The organism is Rhodopirellula sp. P2 (assembly GCF_028768465.1).
In the GTDB taxonomy this organism is placed as follows: domain Bacteria; phylum Planctomycetota; class Planctomycetia; order Pirellulales; family Pirellulaceae; genus Rhodopirellula.
Genome location: NZ_CP118225.1, coordinates 3,032,618 through 3,055,832, shown reverse-complemented (window position 1 = coordinate 3,055,832; position 23,215 = coordinate 3,032,618). Strand labels below are relative to the sequence as shown.

General features: G+C 57.7%; 10 protein-coding genes and 1 riboswitch. All 10 genes read left to right on the top strand.

Annotated features, from left to right (window positions below; translation table 11 throughout):
• Positions 1–190: 190 nt before the first annotated feature.
• Positions 191–1,459 (top strand): trans-sulfuration enzyme family protein, encoded by a 1,269-nt coding sequence (locus PSR62_RS10750; protein WP_274407745.1) that lies wholly within the window; start codon positions 191–193, stop codon positions 1,457–1,459.
• A 1-nt stretch (position 1,460) separates the two neighbouring features.
• Positions 1,461–2,654 (top strand): trans-sulfuration enzyme family protein, encoded by a 1,194-nt coding sequence (locus tag PSR62_RS10745; RefSeq protein ID WP_274407744.1) that lies wholly within the window; start codon positions 1,461–1,463, stop codon positions 2,652–2,654.
• Between the two features lie 167 nt (positions 2,655–2,821).
• The gene (locus tag PSR62_RS10740; protein ID WP_274407743.1) at positions 2,822–3,832 is read left to right on the top strand and encodes a DUF58 domain-containing protein; all 1,011 of its coding nucleotides are present in this window, start codon (positions 2,822–2,824) and stop codon (positions 3,830–3,832) included.
• Positions 3,829–6,108, top strand: coding sequence for a BatA domain-containing protein (locus PSR62_RS10735; RefSeq protein ID WP_274407742.1), 2,280 nt, complete (start codon positions 3,829–3,831; stop codon positions 6,106–6,108). Before PSR62_RS10740 ends, PSR62_RS10735 begins: the two co-directional genes overlap by 4 nt.
• A complete protein-coding gene (locus PSR62_RS10730; RefSeq protein WP_274407741.1) occupies positions 6,105–8,579 on the top strand; it encodes a hypothetical protein in 2,475 nt (824 codons plus the stop codon). The genes PSR62_RS10735 and PSR62_RS10730 overlap by 4 nt, the downstream gene beginning before the upstream one ends.
• Positions 8,576–14,389 carry a peptidase gene (locus PSR62_RS10725; protein ID WP_274407740.1) on the top strand — a complete coding sequence of 1,938 codons (5,814 nt, stop codon included), beginning with the start codon at positions 8,576–8,578 and terminating at the stop codon, positions 14,387–14,389. Before PSR62_RS10730 ends, PSR62_RS10725 begins: the two co-directional genes overlap by 4 nt.
• The gene (locus PSR62_RS10720) at positions 14,386–15,537 is read left to right on the top strand and encodes a prenyltransferase/squalene oxidase repeat-containing protein (protein ID WP_274407739.1); all 1,152 of its coding nucleotides are present in this window, start codon (positions 14,386–14,388) and stop codon (positions 15,535–15,537) included. The genes PSR62_RS10725 and PSR62_RS10720 overlap by 4 nt, the downstream gene beginning before the upstream one ends.
• A 106-nt stretch (positions 15,538–15,643) precedes the next feature.
• A riboswitch (cobalamin riboswitch) is annotated at positions 15,644–15,888 on the top strand.
• A 146-nt stretch (positions 15,889–16,034) separates the two neighbouring features.
• On the top strand, positions 16,035–16,850 hold the full coding sequence (locus PSR62_RS10715; RefSeq protein WP_274407738.1) for a DUF1559 domain-containing protein: 816 nt from the start codon (positions 16,035–16,037) through the stop codon (positions 16,848–16,850).
• A gap of 34 nt (positions 16,851–16,884) precedes the next feature.
• Positions 16,885–22,965, top strand: a complete 6,081-nt coding sequence (locus tag PSR62_RS10710; RefSeq protein ID WP_274407737.1) for a DUF4465 domain-containing protein — start codon at positions 16,885–16,887, stop codon at positions 22,963–22,965.
• Positions 22,962–23,180: a DUF1289 domain-containing protein gene (locus PSR62_RS10705; protein WP_338020160.1), complete on the top strand. Its 219-nt coding sequence runs from the start codon at positions 22,962–22,964 to the stop codon at positions 23,178–23,180. The genes PSR62_RS10710 and PSR62_RS10705 overlap by 4 nt, the downstream gene beginning before the upstream one ends.
• Positions 23,181–23,215 lie beyond the last annotated feature (35 nt).

The window sequence follows — 23,215 nt, the reverse complement described above, 5'->3', positions numbered from 1 at the left end:
TTCGGGCCGCTGCCAAAGCCGGCAGGCGAGCCCATTGAAAAGCGTCCCAGGGCGGCAAAAAAATCAGTTGCCCAAAACCTCCCCCGTGGCTAGGCTGAGGGCACGTCGTGGAGAAATCGCATCCCCTCCACTCTGACGTTTGTTTAGGGATTTGCGGCCGCTTGCAGCCTCACTGCTAAAAAGCCAACACATGAAACCGATCGCCATCGATCCGGTCCAAAAGACCGACCAGACGTCCCGCGCCGCGGGACCTTCTTCCGCGGGTTTGTCACCGTCGGGTCTCTCGACTCAGTGCGTGCACGGGAACATTGCCCCGGATGCCCCCTCGCGTCAGCACGCCGAGGGTGCCATCACCGCCCCCATTTACTCGGCCTCGACCTTCACCTTCGAATCCACCGCCAAACTGTTGGATTTCGTCGAAGGCCGCGAACAGCGAGAAGAGTACGGACGCTACGGCAACCCCAACGAACGTTTGGTCGAACAGAAACTGGCAGCACTCGACAACGCCGAAGACGCGGTGGTTTACTCCAGCGGCATGGCAGCCATCGTCGGGTTGCTGATGAGCCGTTTGTCCTCCGGCGACGAAATCATTTTCTTCGACCAGTGCTATCACCGCAGCCGTGAGTTTTGTGGCAAGCACTTGGCAAAGTTTGGAGTCGTCACTCGACAGGTTCCCACCGGCGACTTCGCGGCCATGGAAGCCGCGATCACACCACGCACCCAAATGCTGGTCAGTGAATCGCCCACCAACCCACACCTGACCTGCGTCGATCTGGAACAGTTTGTCGCGCTCGGCAAAGCCCGTGAAATCGAAACGTTGATCGACGCGACGTTGGCAACTCCGATGAACGTGCGACCGCTCGATCATGGCGTCGACTACGTTTGGCACTCCGCGACCAAGTACCTGGGCGGGCACAACGACTTGCTGGCAGGCGTCATCTCGGGCCGCAAGGAATTGCTCGATCCCATCCGCGCCCTTCGCGGTTGCCTGGGCAGCATCGCGTCGCCCTACAGCATGTACTTGCTCGAACGCGGATTGAAGACGTTCTCACTGCGGATGCAACGGCACAACGAAAACGGCCAAGCGGTGGCTGAATTTCTTCATCAACATCCCAAGATCGAACGCGTTTATTACCCGGGCCTGCCAAGCCACCCGTCTCACGCGATCGCGAAAGAGCAGATGCGGGGCTACGGCGGCTTGATCACCTTCACGATCAAAGATGCTGACAGGAAGACGACGTCACGCGTCGTCGATGGAGCGAAAATTGCTCGCATCGCCCCCAGCCTGGGCGGCACCGAATCGTTGATCGAACAACCGCTCGTGATGAGCTATTTCAATTACTCCCCGGAAGAACGAGCCAGCTTTGGAATCGCCGACAACATGATTCGTTACTCCTGTGGCATCGAAGATTCAGCGGATTTGATCGCGGATCTGGACCAAGCTTTGGCGGCGATCTGAGATGAACTCCCCCAAACCGAACGGCGACTTCCGAACTCGCGCCATCCACGTTGGCAACGAAGTCGATCCATCGACCGGCGCCGTCGTCCCGCCCATCCACTTTGCCAGCACATTCCGCCAACCGGGTGCGGGCGAATGGGGCCAATACGACTACTCACGCAGTGGCAATCCAACTCGAACGGGTCTGCAAACCACGCTTGCTTCGCTCGAAAACGCCTGCGGAACCTTGGCGTTTTCATCCGGCATGGCGGCCATCCACGCGGTCACGATGCTGTTGGAATCCGGCGACCACGTCGTCGCGGGAACCGACATCTATGGCGGTGCCTACCGGTTGCTGCACCAAATTTGCAATCGCAGCGGCATCGAAGTCACCTTGGTGGATTTCACTGATTTAAGTGCAATCGAAAACGCCATCACCGACCGGACCAAACTGATTTGGACCGAATCGATCGGAAATCCTCGGATGACGATTTCCGACTTGCCAGCAATCGCTCGCCTGGCCAAATCAAAGGGCATCCTCTCCGGCGTCGACAACACCTTTGGCACCCCGGCGCTGTTGCGTCCTTTGGATTTTGGCATCGACATTGTGATGCACTCCGCGACAAAGTACCTGGGCGGTCACAGCGACTGCCTGGGCGGAACGCTGGCCGTCTCCGATCCCGAACTTCACGACCAACTCTATTTCGTCCAGAACGCGACCGGTGCCGTGCTCGATCCGATGAGCAGCTTCCTGATTTCGCGTGGCTTGAAAACATTGGACCTGCGAATTCGCGAGCAGTCGCGAACGGCACTCCGCTTGGCACAGTGGCTGGAAGCACACCCGATGGTTCGATCGGTGCTTTATCCCGGCCTGACTTCGCATGACCAGCATGAATTGGCCAGCCAACTGTTCGGGCAGCAGCGGTCCGATGAGGAAGAAACTCACTTCGGCGCGATGATCACATTCGAACTGAATGCATCGCTGAAACAGGTTTCCAAGGTTTGCCAGTCGACCGAATTGTTTCACCTCGCGGTCAGCCTGGGCGCGGTGGAATCCTTGATCGAGCAACCCGCCACGATGTCCCATGCGTCTTACGCTCCTGAAGCACGTGCGGCACACGGGATCACAGATTCGCTGATTCGCCTCTCGGTCGGTCTGGAATCACCCCGCGATTTGGAAGCGGATCTGGAACGGGCGTTCGCCGCGATTTCCTAACCCCCTCCATGGCCGGAGGCGACCTGCGAAGGCCCCGTGGGACTTGCCCGAAAAAGGAAACGCCAAGCAGGCAAGAGTTCGCTTTGCTCAGCGACTTTCGGCTGCCGTTGCATTAGGATAGGGGTGCGATTTTGCCTCCGCTTGCCGCCTTCCCGCCCCAGTCCACCATGCGTTTTCCCGATCTGTTCACCGCGCGTGATGCGTCGCGTGCCGCCGCGTTGCAGTGGATCGCGAGACAGGCTGTCGAGGGGCTGACCGCGGGTCGCCACCGATCACCGCACAAAGGCTCCAGCGTCGAGTTCAAAGAGCACCGTCCCTACGTGCCCGGCGATGAACTGCGGAACATCGATTGGCGTGCGTTCGGCAAAAGCGATCGCCTCTACATTCGCGAATTTGAAGAAGAGACCAACTTACGATGCACACTGTTGGTCGACCGCAGCGGCAGCATGCAATACGCCGGCAGTCGGGCGTTGCAACTAACAGACTCCCGTGCCTCCCTGGGCAATCGCAAGCAGGATTACGCCACCGCGATCGCCGCGGCAATCGCATACATGATGCTCTCCAGCCAAGATGCGGTTGGATTGATGACGTTCGCCGACAAGATCAGTGACTCGTTGCCGCCGCGAACCATGCCGTCGCACCTCCAAGCCTTGCTGAAGATTCTGGCCGGTGATTCTGGTGGCGGTGAAACGGACTTGGGCACAGTCATCCGCCAAGCGATGCTGAAACTGCCACGACGTTCGTTGGTGGTTCTGATATCCGATGGCCTTGGCGATCCTGAATCACTCGGCAAAGCGTTTGCGGCCTTGCGAGCCCAACGACAAGAGGTCGTGTTTCTACAAATCCTCGATCCAGATGAAGTCGATTTCCCCTTCCATGACCGCATCGAATTTCGCGATTTGGAGAACACCGATCATCGCGAAATCATCGATTCGCGACAAATCCGCTCCCGCTACATCGAGTCCCTGAAGCGTCACAACGCGACGATCGAAGCAGCCTGCCGCCGCAACCGCGTCGACCACGCCATGATCACGACCGACGTTCCTGTCGTCGACGCCCTTGCGAGGTTCGTGACACTGCGGCGTGGGGGTGGTGTCAGTGGTTCACTGACCTTCCCCGGTTCCGTCTTGGCGGGCTCCCAACCGAACTCCTCGGCAGAGGGCAATTCTTCCAAATGAATTTCCTCAACCTCGGATTGCTCGCCGGCGCACTGGCTTTTGTGGTTCCCCTGGCAATCCACCTGTTGTTTCGCAGTCGCTATCGATCCATGGATTGGGGAGCGATGTTCTTGCTTCAGGACGTCGTTGCGAAAAACCGCCGACGCATGCAGTGGCATCAATGGATCCTGCTAGCGCTGCGGTGTGCGATTCCGATCTTGCTGGCGCTCGCGATGGCTCGTCCATTGCTCTCTTCAGCTCGCGCCTTGCCCGGGTCCGAACCGCTGACGCTGATCCTGTGTGTCGATGACAGTCGTTCCATGCAGGCTGCCGGACGCCACGACCGCGCTCTAAAAGCAGCCACCGGACTGATTGGAAATCTATCACGCGGTGACGAAGTGATCGTGATTCTGGCCAGTCAGCTCACTGCACCCATCCAGCGATCCGCCCCACGCGATGCTTTGGTTGACTTGTCCGAACTTCCCTTCGACGGTCCTCCCTCAGACTACGTCCAAGCCTTGGACACTTGCCTGGACGCATGCCAAGAGGCCTCGCATCCGAACCGCCGCATCGTGATTTGCGGCGACTTTCAATCCAACAGTTTGGCTGCTGGGAATCAATGGATCGATGCGGTCGAAGACGCGCGCGTTCAACTGGATCGCATGACACCGCCACCGCGAGTCGACTTCCTCAACGTTTCTCAAGCCGACGCCATGCTGGACAACTTGGTGGTCGAATCACTCGACGCCAACGCCCCAGCGGTTTTGAAAGATCGGTTGGTCAACTTCACCGCAAAGATCCGGAATGATTCGGATCGCTCGGTCAGTCGATTGACTGGGCGATGGTTCTACGATGGGCAGACCGTGCAAACCGCAACCCTCGACATCGCTCCTCGCAGTTCATCCACGCTCTCGTTCGCACACACCCCGGAAACAGCCGGAAACCATTCGCTGGCGTTCGCCGTCGAACACACCGACGCGATCGCGGCGGACAATCGCCGCAGACTTGCATTCAACGTCCTGCCCCAAATCCGGGTGTGGTTGGTCGATGGAAATCCATCCAACGAACCGTTGCAAAGCGAAACCGACTTTTTGCGTTTGGCGCTCAGCCCCTTTGCCTTTGCCAGCGTCAATGAGAGTGCACGGCCAGGCCAGAATGCACGTTCCGATCTGGTCAGCAGTCGAGTCTTCTCGAGCTCGCGATGGTCGTCTGAACTGTCAACCCAAATGGAAACCGCTGAACGTCCCGACGTCATCATCTTTGCCAACGTCAAACAGATCAACTCGCGAAATGACTCTGACAACGAGTTGCTCGAACAGTTTCTTGCTCACGATGGAAAGCTGGTTTTCTTCGACGGCGATCAAGTGGCTGCTGATCAGTGGAACAACATCCCATGGTTGCCAGCCAAACTGGATCGACTCATCACCGCTTCGGACATCGAAGCAGTCTTGGAAAGCGAGAACTCCGTCACGGCGGAAGAGCAAGACCGCCTTGGGTTCACGATCCAACCCCCTCGCGGCAGGCAGAGTGTTTGGGGAACGCTGCAAGACGCCGGCGATGGCATCTGGGAAGAAGTTCGAGTCGGCCGGTATCGTCGACTGCTGATCGAAGATTCTTCCACCGAGTCCACTCAAATCTTGTTGCGAACATCAGACCAAGCCGTTTTAGCAGTTCGGCGATCCAACGTGATTCAGTTTGCCATTGGTTGCGATACAGAATGGTCCACCTTGCCGCTGCGTGCGGTCTACTTGCCGATGATGCAGCAGTTGATATTGGACTTGGTGGGCAGCCAAGAATCCATGAACGTGGTGGCAGGCCAACCGATGCTGATCCCGGGGGCAACCGCCTCTTGGACGGTGACGTCGCCGGATGGTTCCAGTTCCGCATTCCAATCACTTTCCGGTGACGCTGGTGGAAACGACGCTCTGAACGTTTCATCCGGCGTCTTCAGCCACACCCAAATCGCTGGCATCTATCGTTTTCGACCGGACGCCCCCGCCGCCCCCCTTCTTCGAGTCGCAGAAATCCCTGCCTCTGAATCAGATCTCCGAACCCTGGAACCCAGCCAAATCGAAACCTTTGCAGAGCGTCTGCAAGCACGCTTGTTCGACACACCCGAAGACTTGGTGGAAGCGACGGCAACCGATCGATTTGGCCAAGAAATCTGGCGACCGCTGATGTCCCTGGTGCTGTTCGTCCTGATCGCGGAACTGCTCTGGCAACAATTTGCCGGGCGTCCCAAATCGGCCGCCACCGCTTGGAATGCTCCCGTCGCTTCCGCAGGGAGTCATCGATGATTCCCGATTGTCCTCGATCGAACCTTGCCAGTTTGCGGTTTTCGTGGGATCTCCCGACCTGGGCCATCTTTGCGATCGCGATCCTCACCGGACTGGCTGCGGCGTGGTTGTACCTGAATGAAACCAAGCGACTCGGGGGTTCCGCTGCCTGGGCACTTCCAGCTCTGCGTTCGACCGCGATCATCCTCACCATCCTGCTCTTGGCCGGTCCGATTTGGCACCACCGCCAAGTCATCGGCCAGCCCGCCAGACTCATTTTCGCGGTTGACCAATCGTTGAGCATGAGCGAACGAGACTCGTCGGACCGTGAGTCCCCCGATCGCCTGCGTCGTTCCGTGGAGATGCTGTTCGGCAAAAATGAAAGCGATGGTTGGATCCAAAAGCTGCAATCGACTCACTTGATCGACGTGATGAGCTTTGACGCCACCGCTCACCCACGGTGGAAATCCTACGATCTGGACACTGAAACCGAACGTCAATCGACCGAAATCATGCTAGGGGAAGCCACCGGGGCCACCACCAATTTGTCAGCCGCGTTGCGTCCCATGGTGCCGCGGTCAGGCAACAGTGATCCCGCCCAATCCGTCGTCCTGACCGACGAATTGGCTGACACCACAGCCTCGCCACTGGCAGTCGTGCTGATGACCGACGGTCGCGACTCCGCCGGCGTGGACGATGCCTCCGATTTGGCTTGGCAACTTTCGCAGTCGGGCTGGCAAGTTCACACCGTTGGCCTGGGCAGCGTCGATGAACCGACCGACATCGGCATCACCAACGTCCTGCATCCCGAGCGAATTGCGGCGGATGGTCGCCTGACCGGAACCATTGTGGCCAAGCATGATGGGGTGACCAACGACACGCTTCAAATCGAACTTCGATCAGGCGAAACGCTGGTTTGGTCCGACAGTTTTGTGGCCACTCAGGACGGACAAACCGAAATCGACTTCGACCTTCCGGTGGAACCGCTCACGAACCGTCTCGCCAACCAAGAAGCCCGCGGCGTGGACCGCGACAGCCTGGTTTTGCCCTTCACCGCATCCATTCGCAGAGCCGATCCAACCGTCCCAACATCCTTGGGCCAACCCGAAAACGATTCCTGGGATTTTCGAATTGCAGCGGCCAGTCGCGACCGCCGGCTATTGATCCTCGACGGCTCTTCACGGTGGGAAACACGCTATTTGCGGAACCTGTTCGCTCGGGATCCCGCTTGGCAAGTGAACACGGTTTTATTTGGCCCTGGAACGGACTCCCCCCAAATCTCGCGAGGAGACCAGGACGGAGAGGTGCCGGCCACGACCGAAGACTGGAACCGCTACGACGCGATCGTGTTGGGCGAAGTCCCACCAGAACAATGGGCGGACACCGACTCCGACGGTTTACGAGAATTTGTTCGTCGCGGTGGCGGACTCATCATGCTCAACGGCCGGTACAACCGCCTGTCACGAATCGAGTCGTTGAACGAACTGCTGCCCGTCGAGTTCATCGACCCTGCCGACACCTCTGAAAACAACGATCTGCTTCGATACCAACGCCAGCAACCATCCGTTCAGTCCATCGGCCCCACAACGACAGGACGTTCTCAACCAGTGATGCTGCTCAGTTCTGAGATCGCGTCCAACGAGCAACTTTGGCGCAGCATGCCGGTCCCGGGAGTGATTCCCGTCACAACAGCTCGAGCGGATGCCGAAGTCTGGGCAGATGCCCTGGTGGAAGCAACCGAGACATCTTCTCCAACCGAAAGCCGGGTGCCCTGGTTGGTCACACGTCTGTTCGGTGCCGGCCGCGTGTTCTTTCTGGCAACGGACCAGACTTGGCGTTGGCGTTATAAAATCGAGAGTCAACTGCACGGCCGTTTTTGGAATCAGATGCTGACCGCTGCGATGCAACCACCGTACGCCGTGCGAGACGACTATGTGGCGATCGGAACCGACAAGATTGATTACGAGTCCGGCCAATCAGCATTGATCCGAGTCCGACTGCTCGACAATGAAACGTCGTTCGGTGAGGCAGCGTCCCCCAACACGCCTGCGACCGTGGATGCCTTGCTGATTCGCGACGACCAAATCGTTGCCACCCTGCCCATGAACCTCGACGACGAGTCTCGCCGAACGTACCTGGCTCAAACCGATTCCCTCCCGCCAGGTGCCTACCACGTGCGAGTTCGCGTCAGTGGCTATGACGCCTCCGCCTTGAAAGCAACCGCCCCGATTTGGGTGGAACCCTCTCGCAAAGGTGAACTGGATCGTGTTGCGGTGGACGAGGACACCCTGAAAGAGATTGCCAGCGCCGGCGGTGGCACGTACGTCCACGAATCGTCCGCAGCGGAGATGCTGAGTCAACTGCTGCCGTTGTCTCGAGGCCAAATCATTGAAACAGACACGTTGATGTGGGAATCATGGTGGCTGTTTGTGGCCATCCTGGGACTTCTCGCCGCCGAATGGTGGATGCGCAAAAAGGTGGGATTGGTATGAGCGAATTGCCCTACGGGATGCTGGGCGAATTGCCCAGAACGAACCACCAGGCCCCCAGCGAACTGCTGCCCGCCACCCGCGACAAGCTGCGGGCCTTCGCCAGACGGCGTGCCACCCTGCAAGTGTGCCGTGGTGTCGCCGTGGGTGTGGCCGTGTTGATCACCGGCATGGTTGCCCTGACGTTGATCGACCATTTTGTACGTCCAACCACCCTGCCACGCGTCTTGCTGAGCCTGCTTGCGTATCTTGCCGCCGGCTGGGCAGCCTACCGAAACGGGATCGCTTCCGCGTTCCAAAGCTCACCCGCCGAAGTCGCTGGAAGCTTTGAGATCGCTCAAACCAAACTTCGCGGTCAAATCCTGTCCGCCGTCGAACTCAGTGAAGTCGACCATCTCAACGGCTCACCCGACTTCAGACGGAAACTTCAATCGCATGTCGCCGAGCAGCTGGGCGATGTCGAAGTGCGACGTTTATTGCCTTGGAAACTGATCCAACAAGCCTTGTTGGTGCTGTTCTCCTTGCTCGTCGTCATCACGGCGTTGGGATTGATCCCCACGCTGGAATTGCCACGTCGCTTTGCGCGCGTCTTGCTGCCAATCGCCCCCATCCAACGAGCCTCCCTGACCAAAATCCATTTGCTCCACCCCAACCCACCATCCGCGATGGTTGCCGAAGGAGATCTGGTCGGCGTGATGGTGGGAGTGGACCGTTTGGGCCGTTCCGATGTCTGGCTCGAAACCCGCGACGAACTGGGACAAGAACGTCAGCGCATGGTCCGACGTTCGCACGAAAACCTTGCGGATGAAGGACACCCAAAGCAAGCCTTGGACGCCCCCCAGCTGCCAACCTATTCGGCAAATCTACCGGTCCAGCAATCTGCGGTTGAATATCGGATTCTCGCCGGAGATGCGGAAACCCTCTGGTACACGCTGACCCCGCAACCTCGCCCGCGTGCGACATCGTTTGTCAAAGAGTATCAGTACCCATCGCACACCAAACTGCCAAACAAAACCGTCACCGAGAACCACGGTGACCTCACCGCGTTTGTCGGGACCAAGGTCACCATGCGAGTGGAATTTGATCAACCCGTTCGAGACGCGGAGATGCGTTTCTCTTCGCGTGGTTCCGGGTTGGCTTTGGCGTCTGTGTCCCCTGAAAATCAGCAGTTCGAAATCACCGTTCCCATCTCAACCCCTGGCAGCTATCGCCTGGATGCAACGGGTTCCGACACGGGATTGAACAATCCATTTTCGCCGAGATACACGATTGATCCCGTGGTCGACCGCAGCCCCATCGCGGCATGGGACGAATCAATTCCGCGTCGGCAAATTGCCTCCCCAGCGGCGGTGCTGTCGTTGGTCGGACATCTCGAAGACGACATTCCGATGGACTACGCGATCCAGCAAATTCTGCTGGAAGGTGAAGGACTGACAGAAACCAAAATTGAGTTGAAAGATCCCGATTCAATCGCTCGCGTGGATTTGAACTGGGATCTGGCTCGTTTTGATGGTCGCGAAAATGCGGATGCAAAATTGCCATCCGGCAGTCGCTTGAAGACTCGACTGATCGCCGTGGACCGAGCAGGCCATCGAGGTCAATCCAATTGGATTGACATCTTCATTGCCCAATTGGATTTTGATCCCGACCGACATCACAACCTGTTGGCGCATCAGGAACTCACGCAACAAATCACGCCTTGGTTCGAAGAACTGAACCAGATCAGTCAAAGCATGCAAACCAGCATGAAAGCCTCGATTGAGTCCCCGGACACCCAGTCGTTCCAGTTGGATCCCGATCTGTCTGCTCCATTGCAACAGCTTCGTACCCGGTGGGAATCGATTTCTGGATTCAATCCCTCGGCCGATGAAATCTCGCCTGAGTTGGACGAAGCAGCGCCGGTCTCCATTCGCCAACTTCTGGCCTCGATCGACGATCCGATACGAATCGACCAATGGTCGCGTCTGGATTCGGCTGCCAGGTTTGCCCTCGAACAGACGGCTCTTCAATACAAGACTTGGCAACAGATTGGCGAGCAATTCCCAAACGACGATTCCGCCGACCAACGCAAACGACTTTCGAGTTCGCACGTTGGCAAACTGCGCATGCTCACTCAATTGTCGTCACGGTCGATCGAGTTCACAAAAGCGATCCTGGCCATCGAGCTCGCCATGGGACTGTCCCATGACATGGAAACGGTTCAAACCAGCGCCGCAATGCTCGGCGACGCGGATGCCAACATCCCCATCACCAGGCTGCCGGGACAGAGCGAACTCCTGCATCAGCAACTGCAACAAATCAGCGATCTCCTGAAGTTGATGGAACCGGATCTTCCCGAAGAAGTGCAGCGACACCATGAGCAAATCCATCGCTTTGTGAATCAACGCACCCAGATCATCTCTGACGCTCGTGACAAACTTCGCACCTCGCAAGATGGCAATGCCGAGCATCCCTTCCGTGAAACCATGCAGCAAATCGCAGGGGAGGTCAAAGCGTTGCGAGTTCATAGTTTGCTGCACGGCAACGTGGCCAACCGAATCGCCTCCGCAATGAAGGAGTTCACCGCGGAACCCATGGGATGGGCTGGACAGTTGGCGACGCTGAATCGCACCGGCAAGCAATGGCGCGACCAACAACGCAAATCGGAATCACTCGCCGAACGCGGCGACTCCAATGAGTTGGCCGAATCGAAATCCGTCGAACGACTTCACCAAGAATCCTTTCAGGAACTTCGCGAGACAATCCTGCACCGGCTGCAACATGCGGAACGTTTCGAAGAAGCGAGAAGCGATTCGCAGGTGACCGCCAGCTCGGATCTCGACCTCATCGTCCGGACCCTGGACGCCATCACAGCCGATGGGTTTGTCTCGCCGGAAAGTTCGGACCTCGACGAGGTCGCATTCTACGACCAAGTCTCGAAAGCGGTGATGACGCTGGACGCTGGAAACCAACTGCATCGCTTTGAGAAACAATGGCAGTTCGTCGCCGACCGAGAACGGTACCCGGTCGATTCTGCTGACGGGATCATCCATCAACCCATCCGACTGGAACACATCCAAGTCGCCAACGAAATCCCGATGGCGCAGGTTCGGCACCTCGGCCTGGCCCCCAGTGTCGCTGATCCCCTCCGGGACACTCGTTGGAATCAAGACGCCAGCCAAGCCCGTGACCGCTTGAACCGTCGTCGCTGGGAAAGCGAAACGCCAGTGTCAGCGGCCATTCCCATTGAGTCGATCCTGAAAACCTATCAATCCAGTTGGAATGATCTCGATCCGATGATGGAAGAGGCACGTGAATTCCTTCGTCGCCTCACGCCAAGCTTGTCCGATCAGGCACGCGAAGCAGCGGAGGAAGCCAAGCAACAGAGCGATTCCATCGAAGAAGACCAATCCAAACGTCCCGAATCCCCCGAACAAGTCGCGGCCGAGGCGGAATCCAAGTTTGACGATTTGAAGGAACAGGTCAGCTCGATCGCCGAACAATTGGCGGACCGAGCCAACAACGCGGACTACTCCCAAGCGGACGACGCGCAGGCTGCCCGCGATGCCGACCAGGCCATCGCAGCGATTGAACAGCAAACCGAACAAGTCGCCAGCCAGCTCCGCGAAAACCAACCGGCAGAGGCATCGCAATCACTCGATGATCTTTCGAAAACACTGGAAACCATTGCCGATCACTTCGAAGCCATCGACCAGGGCGAGGATGCCTCCCAGACTCGGGACGCGCTCAACGAACTGGCCCCAACTTCGGAAGCGAACCCCTCAATGGACAACCAATTCAACGCAGCGGAAGCGGTCGCCCAAGCCAACCAGATGACTCCCGAGCAATTGCTCGAACAACTTGAGAAAAAGCTGCCCACGGACCAACCGATGCAAGAGTCGCTGCAGGACATCACGAAGCAGACGGTCCGTGCCGCCGAACAAATGATTCGCGAAGCGGCGAACGAAGAAACGTCACTGCGTCGCAACTTGGAACGCTCCGACGCAGAGTTTTCCGAACAGAAACGCATCGCTCAAGATGAGTTGCGTTCCCTCTCGGATCGCGCCGATGCTGTCCAGAATCACTTGCTGGCAATGGCAGAGCAAGCCAGTGGATGGTCCAACGAAAATGCGACACAGCGAGCAATCCAACAGATTCGCGAAGATCTCTCCCAGGCAACGCAAGCAAGCAAACAGGTTCAAAACGACAAGGCCCTGTTGGACGACCTGCAAGCCGCCAACCAGTCCCTTCGGGAGGCGGTTCAGGATGCCTCAAAACAAACCGCCGCGATCAACAAGAAGGCTCGGCAGATGCAGAAACAATCTCTGCACAACAACGAGCAATCACGTGCCAAAGCGGCTCGACAATTGGAAGCCATGCAACGACGGGGGAAGAACCAATACCTGCAATCGCTTCAGAACGAGAACCAACAGTGGCATCGCAATGTTGATGAGGCTGGCCGCCGAATCCAACAAGCTCAAAACCAAGAACGCAATGCTCAGCGAAGCCTCGATCAAGCCAAGCAACAACAGCAAAAGCACCCTGGGGAAGAATGGGCAGAAAAGAACGTGGCGGACAAACAAGCCCAAGTCGAAAACGTAGCAACCGCGGCGGCAGCTGCCAAGCAAACTCGCGATTTGGCTCGCGAATCGGAGCGGCAGGCGAAACAGCGGTATGAAGATGCCCGCAACCGAGCGGTCGCCAACTTGGATGCCCCCAACCCCGCTGCTGAATTGCTCTCGCGAGTCACTCAGCAAGCCACCGAAGAATTGCAGCACCTCGCCGAATCGCTCGACTCCAACCAAAAATCGCTCGCGATCGACGAATCGCTCGCTCCCCCCGCTTCCTCGATTCAACCCATTGCCGATCAGCAACAACGACTTCAACAGTCTGTCGCGATGGCAACGGAAGAACTTCGACGAGCCGCACGCCACGAAGCACGACTGGGCAACAAGACTTCCGCTGAACAACTCGACGAGGTTGCAACGGAAATTGAAGCGGTCCGGCAACAACCAATGACCGGGGCCCAAGAATCTTTGCAGTCCGGTGAAGCCAGCCAAGCCAATCAGCAGCTCGCTCAAGCGGCCGAGCAATTGCAAGCGAAAGCAGATGCACTCGCCCAGCAAACAAGCAACGATCCAGTCAACAGCGAAGGCGACTCGACCGCCACTCCGGATGCCGCCCCAGCTTCCTCGCAAAGTCAAAAACTGGCCAAAACGTTGGACGAACTGGACCGAGCCCTCCATTCACCGCCCCCGGAACAGGCAGGCAGTGACGACCAATCCGATCCGTCTGAGCCATCCCAGTCGCAGCAAACGTCCGAGGACCAACCCTCGGGTCAAGCAGCGGAAGGTTCCGCTGGAGAATCCCCCTCCGAGGCGTCGGGAAGCCAGCAGGCCAACCAGCCCAATTCGCCGGCCAGTCCCGGTCAGCAGCCAACGTCGGGACAGGCTTCCTCGACATTGGCAGAAGCAGCTCAGCAAGCCATCCGCAATCTGGCTCAACAACGGCAACGGCAATTGCAACAAATTGCACAAGCCGGTGAGCCATCCCAACCGTCGGATCAAGATCCCTCGCAACCAAGCAGTTCCCAAGCGAACAACTCTGCCCGCGGCGACGGGCAAGCCTCTGACAACTCCCTGATCGATGCCAGCGACTGGAACATCGCGGACGGGGATTGGGGCGACCTACGAGAACGTCAAACCGAGGAGGTCATCCAAGACCGCAAAGTGCGCATTCCGATGACGTACCGCCGAGCGGTGCAGGCCTACTTCGAAGCCGTTTCCGCCGAAGCGGCAAAGTCCAGTGAATCCAACCCACGATCGGACAGATGATTCCTGTGAAAGTTCCCCAGCAAGCCCCACTCGACCGCCGATCCTGGCTCGCCCAAGCGATGCTTGGCTCCGGCATCACGTGTGCAAGCGCACTTGGTCCCGGGTCACGTCGCTTTCTCGCTTCGGCCACCGCGGAAGACCCCCTGACAGATCTCTATGTTGACGATGCCATTGACCAGGCTGTGAACCGGGGCATCCAGTTCCTGTTGCGATTGCAGAAGGATGACGGATCGATCGCCGATCGAGGCAATGCAACGGCCATGACATCGCTGGTGATCATGGCGTTCGCATCCATCGGAACGATTCCGGAACCAGCGACTCCTGAGGGTCGCGTGATGAGCCGCGCCATCGAATTTGTGTTGCAACCTCGCAATCAAACCCAGGGATACTTTGGCCACCACGATGGGTCTCGAATGTATGGGCATGGCATCACCACGTTGATGCTGACAGAGATTTTGGGCATGGGCGCGACCATCGACCAAAACGAACGCATTCACAACGCTTTGGTACAAGCGATCCAGGTCATCCTCCAATCGCAAGCTGTCTCCAAGCCACAACGACTTCAGGGCGGGTGGCGATACAAACCCGATTCCAGAGACTCCGACTTATCGGTTTCGGTTTGGCAAGTCATGGCCTTGCGATCCGCAAAGAATGATGGACTGGACGTTCCTTCCGAAGCGATTGACTTGGCAGTCAAATACTTGAAGGAATCGTATACCTCGCCATTGGACGAAAACGGCCAACCAAGAGAGAAGGCCAGCGGCTTTGCCTACACGCCGGGAACACACCACCCTGCGTTCACAATGACAGCGGCCGGTTTGCTCGCCATGCAAACCTGTGGCCAGTACGATTCCCCCTTGGTTGCAGGAGCGGCAGCCTGGCTGCTCGAACACCCTCCTCGAACGAAGGAGCGGTTCTTTTTCTACGGCATGTATTACTACGCCCAGGGCATGCACCAGATCGGCGGAGAAGCCGCGACCACGGCAGCCCAACTGGTTCCCGAACTGCTGCTGCGATTGCAAGCCGACAACGGATCGTGGGTCAGTCACCAGGGCGAAGAACGCAATGTGGGGGTCGCCTACGCCACCGCCTTGGCCATCCTCAGCCTCAGCGTTCGCTACCATTACTTGCCGATTTATCAGAGATAATCGACCGCCATTGGGGTGCATCCCCATCGAGAATCGCTACAGATTCGCCAATCACTCCAGCCCCACGAAACGAATTGGATTGACAATTGGAACCGACCTGGGAATACTACCGGCAACGTTGCGTGGTGCCTTTGATCCAAGGCTTGGATCATAGGAAACAGGGAACTTCGGTGAGATTCCGAGACGGCCCGGCCGCTGTATCCGACGCGAAGTTGCTGACTCAGTGACTTCCAAGCAAACATTCCTCTTGTGCCATTGTCATTGATCGGAATTTTCCGTGACAGACGAGAAGGCGAGCGTTTGCGAGTTTGCGTCGGGAGTCAGAAGACCTACCACGAAACGGACGCTAAGTGATCTTCTTGGGCGAGATCGGCGTCGGGGCGAAATCTAATTTCGCTTGGCTGTTTCGTTGAATCCCAGTCCGAATGACCAAGGCGACTTCCGCGCGGGATCACCCGAGCGATGGGTCCCCATTCGAACTGACTCGATCGCTTTGCATGCTCCCGTCTCCTCGTTCGCATCGCCGCCGCTACCGAAGCGTTTTCGCCAGGGGTTTCACCTTGGTGGAATTGCTGGTCGTGATCGCCATCATCGGCGTCCTGATTGGCTTGCTTCTGCCCGCCGTCCAGGCAGCGCGAGAAGCCATGCGACGTGCATCGTGCCAAAACAACTTGCATCAAATTGGTTTGGCCCTGCACAACTACCATGCCGCCCACAACAAGTTTCCGCCGGGTGCGATTGAGGTCCGACCTCAGTATCCCAACGGGAAACAATTGGCTTGGTCGGCGTTTGTCTTGCCGTTCCTGGAACAATCAGGACTGCACGAACAAATCGATTTCAAACGACCGTTTGATGCCCCTGAAAATGAACTCGCCGCGGCAACCATCTTGCCGAACTTCCTATGCCCCAGCACGCCTCGGACCGACGGTCGGATGCAAGGTCGCGGGGCGTCCGACTACGGCGGGATCTACGGTCAACGCATCACGGGCCGGAACGATCCACCCAACGGAATGATGCTGCACGACCGAGCCCTCGCGATGCGAGACATCTTGGATGGCAGCTCGAACACCGTGATGGTCTCGGAGGATGCCGCGTTTCCGGACGGGCAATGGATCAACGGACGCAACTTGTTTGATCAAGCCTTCCCGATCAACCACGCCCCCGCATTTGAAAACGACATGCGTAGCTTTCACGTTGGTGGCGTGATGGTCCTCCGCGCGGACAGCTCGGTCACCTTTCTGACCGAGCAACTCGACTTAGAGATCCTGGCCGCGCTCTGCACGCGCGCCGGGCATGACGACGCCACCCTGTAACACATCATTGAATCAAACACTCCCTGGATCTGCCGTGAACCCGCTCAAGCCAAGTCGCTTCGCTCGTCGCCAACAGTTGCATCTGACCATCGAACAATTGGAGTCGCGTCAGCTTCTTGCCGCGGGCCCTTACGCCCCCGCTGCGGGCGAAGTGGGCTCATCCGCAATCGATCGCGAATCGCCCGCCATCGTGGGATGGGCCACCGGCGTGGAGGACTACACCCCGGGAGCCGCGGTGGATGAAGTTTGGCAGGATTCCTCTCAAGCTCTCGGTCCTGCGGAAGGGCAATCCGGCAGCATCGTATCGCTGGGAAGGTCAGGAACCCTGACGCTGACCTTTGATGATCCCATTCGAGATGGATTGGGATTCGATTTCGCTGTGTTTGAGAATTCCTTTTCGGACACGTTTCTCGAACTTGGCTACGTGGAAGTTTCATCGGACGGAGTCAACTTCGTTCGCTTTCAAAGCGATTCTCGCACGGACTCGGCTGTCGCTGCATTCGGGGCCGTTGATCCAACCAACTTGAACAACTTGGCGGGCAAGTACCGCGGTGGATTTGGCACGCCGTTTGACCTCCAAGAACTTCGCGGCACCGCCGGACTCGACGTCACCGCCATCACTCACGTTCGGTTGGTCGACATTTTTGGTGACGGCACCTCGCTGGATGGACAAGGCGATCCGATCTACGACCCCACGCCCACGATGGGCAGCGTGGGACTGGATGTCGATGGCGTCGCAGTGCTGCACGCCAAACAAACAGGCCCCGCCATCATCGATTTTGAAACCTTGGGTTCTGAGCTCGGCGCCTCGCCGTTCTCCAACCAAGCGTCCAACGGATTCGAGGAAGCAGAACTGTCGCTGAACAACGACTACAACTCGCTGTATGGAAGTTGGCAGGGTTGGTCGATTTCCAAGGCAACCGACTCCACCACCGCTGGATTCACGAACCAATACAGTGCTTTCACAGGTGAAGGCCATGCTGGATCCGACACCTACGCCGTCGGCTTCTATTCCGAGTATGCCAGCCCCGAAAACCGCCCCACACTCGAACTGGATCCGGAAGTCGGTTCCCAGTTTGATTCGCTATGGATCACCAACACGACCTACGCCGCACTTTCGATGACCGAAGGCGACCAATTTGCGAAGCAATTTGGTGGCGACAACGGAACGGATCCAGACTTCTACGAAGTCGACATCCATGGGCTCGACGACGCGGGCGCATCCATCGGCACCGTGACCGCCGTGCTTGCCGATTTCCGGTTCGAGAACCCGGCTGATGATTTCATCGTGGATGAATGGATTCAGGTCGACTTGTCGTCGCTTAAAAATGCTCAAGCACTGCAGTTCCAAGTTCGGTCCTCGGACGTCGGCGACTTTGGAATCAACACACCAACCTACTTTGCGGTCGATGACGTGGTCGTCAAACGCCCGCAGGTCGCCTTGGACATCGAAGACGCGTCGCTCGTGGAATCTGAATCAATGACCGGGCGAGTCTCACGGCCTGCTCTGGATCGCAGTTCGCCGATGACCGTCTCGATCAGCAACTCGAACAGCTCGCTGGTGAGCCTGCCAACTCAGGTCACCATTCCAGCGGGCGCCGACTACGCTGAATTCACCATTTCCAGCTCGGACGATGACCTGGCTGGCCCAGACCAACAGGTTGCATTCACTGCAACAGCTGAATTGCAAGCCCCACGCGTTCGAGAGCTGAACGTGCTCGATGACGATGCAACGGGTCTCGCCTTTTCGAGCAGTTCTTTGCAACAAACCGAAGGGGCCTCCGCCACCACCCTGACGCTTCGCCGCAACGATGTCGACATTTCATCCCCGTTGACCGTTTCCCTTTCTGCCCAGCCCGATTCACGGTTGAACTACCCTGCCTCGCTCACGTTCCCAGCAGGCCAACGGGAAGTTTCGGTGGTCATCTCGATCACGAATGATGAAAAGTTCTCACCGACCCAATCGGTTCAATTGGTCGCTACCGCGGAAGGTCACGCTGAATCCGCTGCCACAGTCGAACTTCTGGATGACGACACGCGTGCGTTGACCGCCTCCAACCCAGCGTCTCCCCTGGAAGAAGCCAATCCGAGCCAAACCGTCACCGCGATCATCCATCGCAATGATGCGTCACTCGACCAACCCATGACCATCGGGCTCACCAACCCGAATCCAGAGTTGCTAACGATGCCGGCTTCGATTGTGATTCCGAGCGGATTTGATTCCGTCGAAGTCACCATTGGGTTGATCGACAATGACGTCGCAAACACCCGTCACACGTTCACGGTGGTCGCATCCAATGCGAACGCCGGCAATGCCGAATTCGATTTCACCGTGATCGACGATGAAGCCCCCACTTTCGTGCTGGCTTTCCTTGACTCGCAGGGCGTCGCCTTGAACGAAGTGACTGAAGGGCAGTCGGTACGCTTGTCGGTCACTCGCCCCGCATCCAGCGTGTCCGAATCGATCACGGTCACACTGGAACAGTCACTCACCGAACGCCTCGATGGGCCCCTGGAAGTCACCATCCCCGCGGGAGCAACTTCCGCGGAATTGACCTGGCTGATCCAGCCAGACGAGACATTGACCGGCAGTTTGGACTGGACGATCGAAGCCAGCACGCCAGGCTTTGATACCGCACGACTTGCAACCACCGTCTTGGACTCTGATTCGCCAGAGCTGACGATCAGCGGACCAACCGAACCACTGCTGGAATCCGATTCCACCACGATCGGCGATTTCGAGTCGTTTGGGCAAACCTTGGTCGCGGATGAATTCAACAACAACGCTGGACAAGCGGGTGTCTTCGTCGATGGCGAACTGACGTTTGGCAATTCGTTTAGCAACGCGTATGGCTTTGACAGTTGGTCCGGGTTCGCGATCAGTCGCGGGTCAGACACCACCACCCCCGGTTTCTTCAACCAATACGCTGCCATCACCGGCGAGGGTGCTCGCGAATCGAACACCTATGCCATCGGATACAACGGCGCCGACGCCATCATCCGGCGTTCCAATGATTCTCAACCGTTCGAATCCATCGCCGTCACGAACACAACTTACGCCGCACTCTCGATGCTCAACGGCGACGCGTTCGCAAAGCAATTTGGTGGTGAGTCAGGCGACGATCCCGACACGTTTGTCTTGACGATTGTCGGCAAGAATGAAAATGGCGAGTCGATTGGCGAAGTCGAATTCCAGCTTGCCGACTACCGCTTTGCAGACAACTCGCTGGACTACATCGTTGATGAATGGACCACCGTTGACCTCACAACGATCGGCCAAGCAACTGAATTGCACTTTGGATTGTCGTCCACTGACGTGGGCCAATTCGGCATGAACACGCCGGGTTACTTCGCACTGGATGACGTCCAACTTGCCGCTCCAGGCGAAGGGTTGCCGCAACTCACCATCCACCGGCAAACGCTCGACAACAGCGAACCGTTGGAAGTGACCTTGGTTGCTGATCGCACCGACATGCGGATCCCTGAAACGATCGTCATTCCTTCCGGGCAAGACAGCGTGTCGGTCCCAGTTCGTTTGATCGACAATTTGCTGGCAGAGGGCAATCGAGAGGTCGCGATCACCGCCACCGCCAACGGCTTTGCCCCTCAAACGGTCTCATTGAGCATCGAAGACAACGACACTCGATCGCTCACGGTGACTCATGATTCGACTGAAACGTTGAACGAGTCGCAAAGCATCATCATCGACGTGGAAGACACAGGCTCGAACCTCGATCCCGAATCGTTCAACAACGGCTCCGATCTGTCGGGAGCCATCGTCTCCGGCCCACTCGAATTCCCGAACGTCTACAACGAACAGTACGACTTCTGGAGCGGTTGGGCAGCGTCCAACGTGACGGACGTGGCAACGCCTGGCTATTCCAACCAATACGCTGCGTATTCAAACCTCGTCGGCGATCAGGCCGGCGGTGGCGATTCCTCTGAGACCTTCTTGATCGGTGCGGGCAGCGGCGACTCAGCTCCCACCCTGACTCTGCCGGAAACAATGCCCGACGCCCGATTCGCGTCCATTTCATTGACGAACAGCACCTACGCGGCACTCTCAATGCAGCAAGGCGACTCCTTCGCAAAGCAATTCGGTGGAGAAACGGGCGACGCCCCGGACTACTTCTTGTTGACAATCGTCGGTCTGGATTTGGCGGGTGAGACCGTCGGAACCGTCGACTTCTACCTTGCTGACTACCGCTTCGAGAACAACTCACTGGACTACATCGTCGATGAGTGGACCACCATTGATTTGACCTCTTTGGACGGAGCCTCCCAACTTCGATTCGATCTTTCTTCGTCGGATGTTGGTGACTTTGGGATGAACACTCCCGCCTATTTCGCGGCGGACAACGTGGTCCTGGACCAAGTGTCTGCGGAGCCAACGTCGGTGGTCATCCATCGCAATGCAGCCGACTTGAGTTCGTCCCTCCCGATCACTTTCGAATCCGACGACCCCCGTTTCGCGATCGAAACGCCGATTGAAATCCCCGCGGGAGCGGACTCCGTTCGAATCCCGGTCTCGATTTTGAACGACCGCACGGTCAACACCGACAGCAGCGTTCGCTGGACAGTGTCCGCAGACGGCCAGGTTGCCGGTGACGCGAATGTTTCGATCCAAGACGACGAAACACCAGGGATCGAGGTGCATCGCTTGCTTGAGTCGCTGCAGGTCATCGAAGGCGAAGCAGCAGATCTGTACGAGATTCGGTTGTCGCAACGTCCCGCATCGATTGTCACCGTTTCAGTGGAAGCGTTGATTGAATCCGCAGATGCAGGAGCGCAACTCTCACTCAGTGCGGACACGCTGACCTTTACCCCCGACAACTGGTCCGAACCGCAAACGCTCACCGTCGCGGCAAATACGGACACCCTGCAGGAAGCCAACCAAACGGTTGATCTGAGATTCGAAGTCGTCAGTGATCTCAGTGACCCTGGATATGCTTCTGCGGAATCCCAACAGGACTCCTTCACACTTGTCGACTACCAACCCACCAACCTGAGTCTGGCGTTGGAAGCAGAGCAATTGGTCCTGCGTGATCTTCGCAATGATGCGGTTTGGGCATCCGAGAATCGTGACGAACATTTCGCCGTTGTCCTGAATGGCCAAGCTCAATCCTTGTCGGTCGCCTCGCTCGCGGAGGCGCCTGGCTTGGTCACCATTGAAATGGGTGCCGGGGACGATCGCGTCGTGCTCGATACCACTTGGTTCACATCGATCGACGGGGGAGAAGGATTCGACCGTTTGATCCTTCAACCATCCGACGGGCTCGCCAATGAAAGCGGCGGATCCACGATCGACCTGGCCGCTTGGCTCCAAAATCGGGTGGTTGGATTTGAAGAATTGGTACTGGGTGCATCCAATCCTGACGAGCCCCTGACCTATCGCCTGGACTCGGCTCGCCTGACCACCTTGCTGGGAACCGACGCTCCCACCATCACCAGCATCGGCAGCCAAAATCTAGAATTGACCGGAAGCTGGCAACTCGGTGTGCCCCTTGTCGCAGACGGATTGGTTCGCCAACGCCTGGTGTCCGAGACGATCGAAGTCCAAGTGATCACCAGCACCCCCTGGCAGAACGCGATTCGCAGCGAAGATGTCAACGCGAATGGCGAAGTCACGGCCCTGGATGCGTTGACCGTTATCAACCGGCTCAACTCAGGCGAGTCCAATGAATTGTTGACACCCAATGACCCCAATGAATTGATTGGGCGTTTCTACGATGTCTCGGGTGACGGGCGGGTTTCCGCCCTGGATGCGTTGAAAGTGATCAATTATCTGAACGGGGAAACCGCATCAGGCGAACCAGTCACCAACTCCCCTGATGTTCCTCCCGTTCGATCCAATCAGCTTTCGGCGGAATCTTCAGTCACCGAAGCGGTCACGCCGAATCAGCCAAACCAAGCTCAGGTATCGGCGCTGAATGGCCCGCCGAGGCTCGCGTCGATCGTTCAAGACTCGTCGAGATGGTCCAATTCGGGCGGCTTATCCACCGAACTGGTAGATCGGCTGTGGAGCGAATCGGGGCGTGAATCCGAGGATGATTCGGACTCGTCCGACAGCGGCGACTGGATCGATTCCCTCGAGTTACTGGGTGGCACCGCATGATCCCACCCACCGACACGCCCAAGTCGCCCTGCGTTGGGGTTTGCCAGGTGAATCACCAGCAAATGTGCGTTGGATGTTCACGAACTTTGGGCGAGATTGGCAAATGGTCGATTGCATCCCCAGCAGAAAAACGTTCCATTCTTGAGTTGGTACGCCAGCGGCGGGCCGCTCAAGCTCCACCGGTCCAAACAGTGCCAGGCGAGACCAACTCGTGACGTCTCGTTATCCGACGAGCGTGGCCTGTTGGCCC

Coding starts and splice junctions, on each gene's coding strand:
- PSR62_RS10750 (WP_274407745.1), top strand. CDS start 191: ATGAAACCGATCGCCATCGATCCGGTCCAAAAGACCGACCAGACGTCC.
- PSR62_RS10745 (WP_274407744.1), top strand. CDS start 1,461: ATGAACTCCCCCAAACCGAACGGCGACTTCCGAACTCGCGCCATCCAC.
- PSR62_RS10740 (WP_274407743.1), top strand. CDS start 2,822: ATGCGTTTTCCCGATCTGTTCACCGCGCGTGATGCGTCGCGTGCCGCC.
- PSR62_RS10735 (WP_274407742.1), top strand. CDS start 3,829: ATGAATTTCCTCAACCTCGGATTGCTCGCCGGCGCACTGGCTTTTGTG.
- PSR62_RS10730 (WP_274407741.1), top strand. CDS start 6,105: ATGATTCCCGATTGTCCTCGATCGAACCTTGCCAGTTTGCGGTTTTCG.
- PSR62_RS10725 (WP_274407740.1), top strand. CDS start 8,576: ATGAGCGAATTGCCCTACGGGATGCTGGGCGAATTGCCCAGAACGAAC.
- PSR62_RS10720 (WP_274407739.1), top strand. CDS start 14,386: ATGATTCCTGTGAAAGTTCCCCAGCAAGCCCCACTCGACCGCCGATCC.
- PSR62_RS10715 (WP_274407738.1), top strand. CDS start 16,035: ATGCTCCCGTCTCCTCGTTCGCATCGCCGCCGCTACCGAAGCGTTTTC.
- PSR62_RS10705 (WP_338020160.1), top strand. CDS start 22,962: ATGATCCCACCCACCGACACGCCCAAGTCGCCCTGCGTTGGGGTTTGC.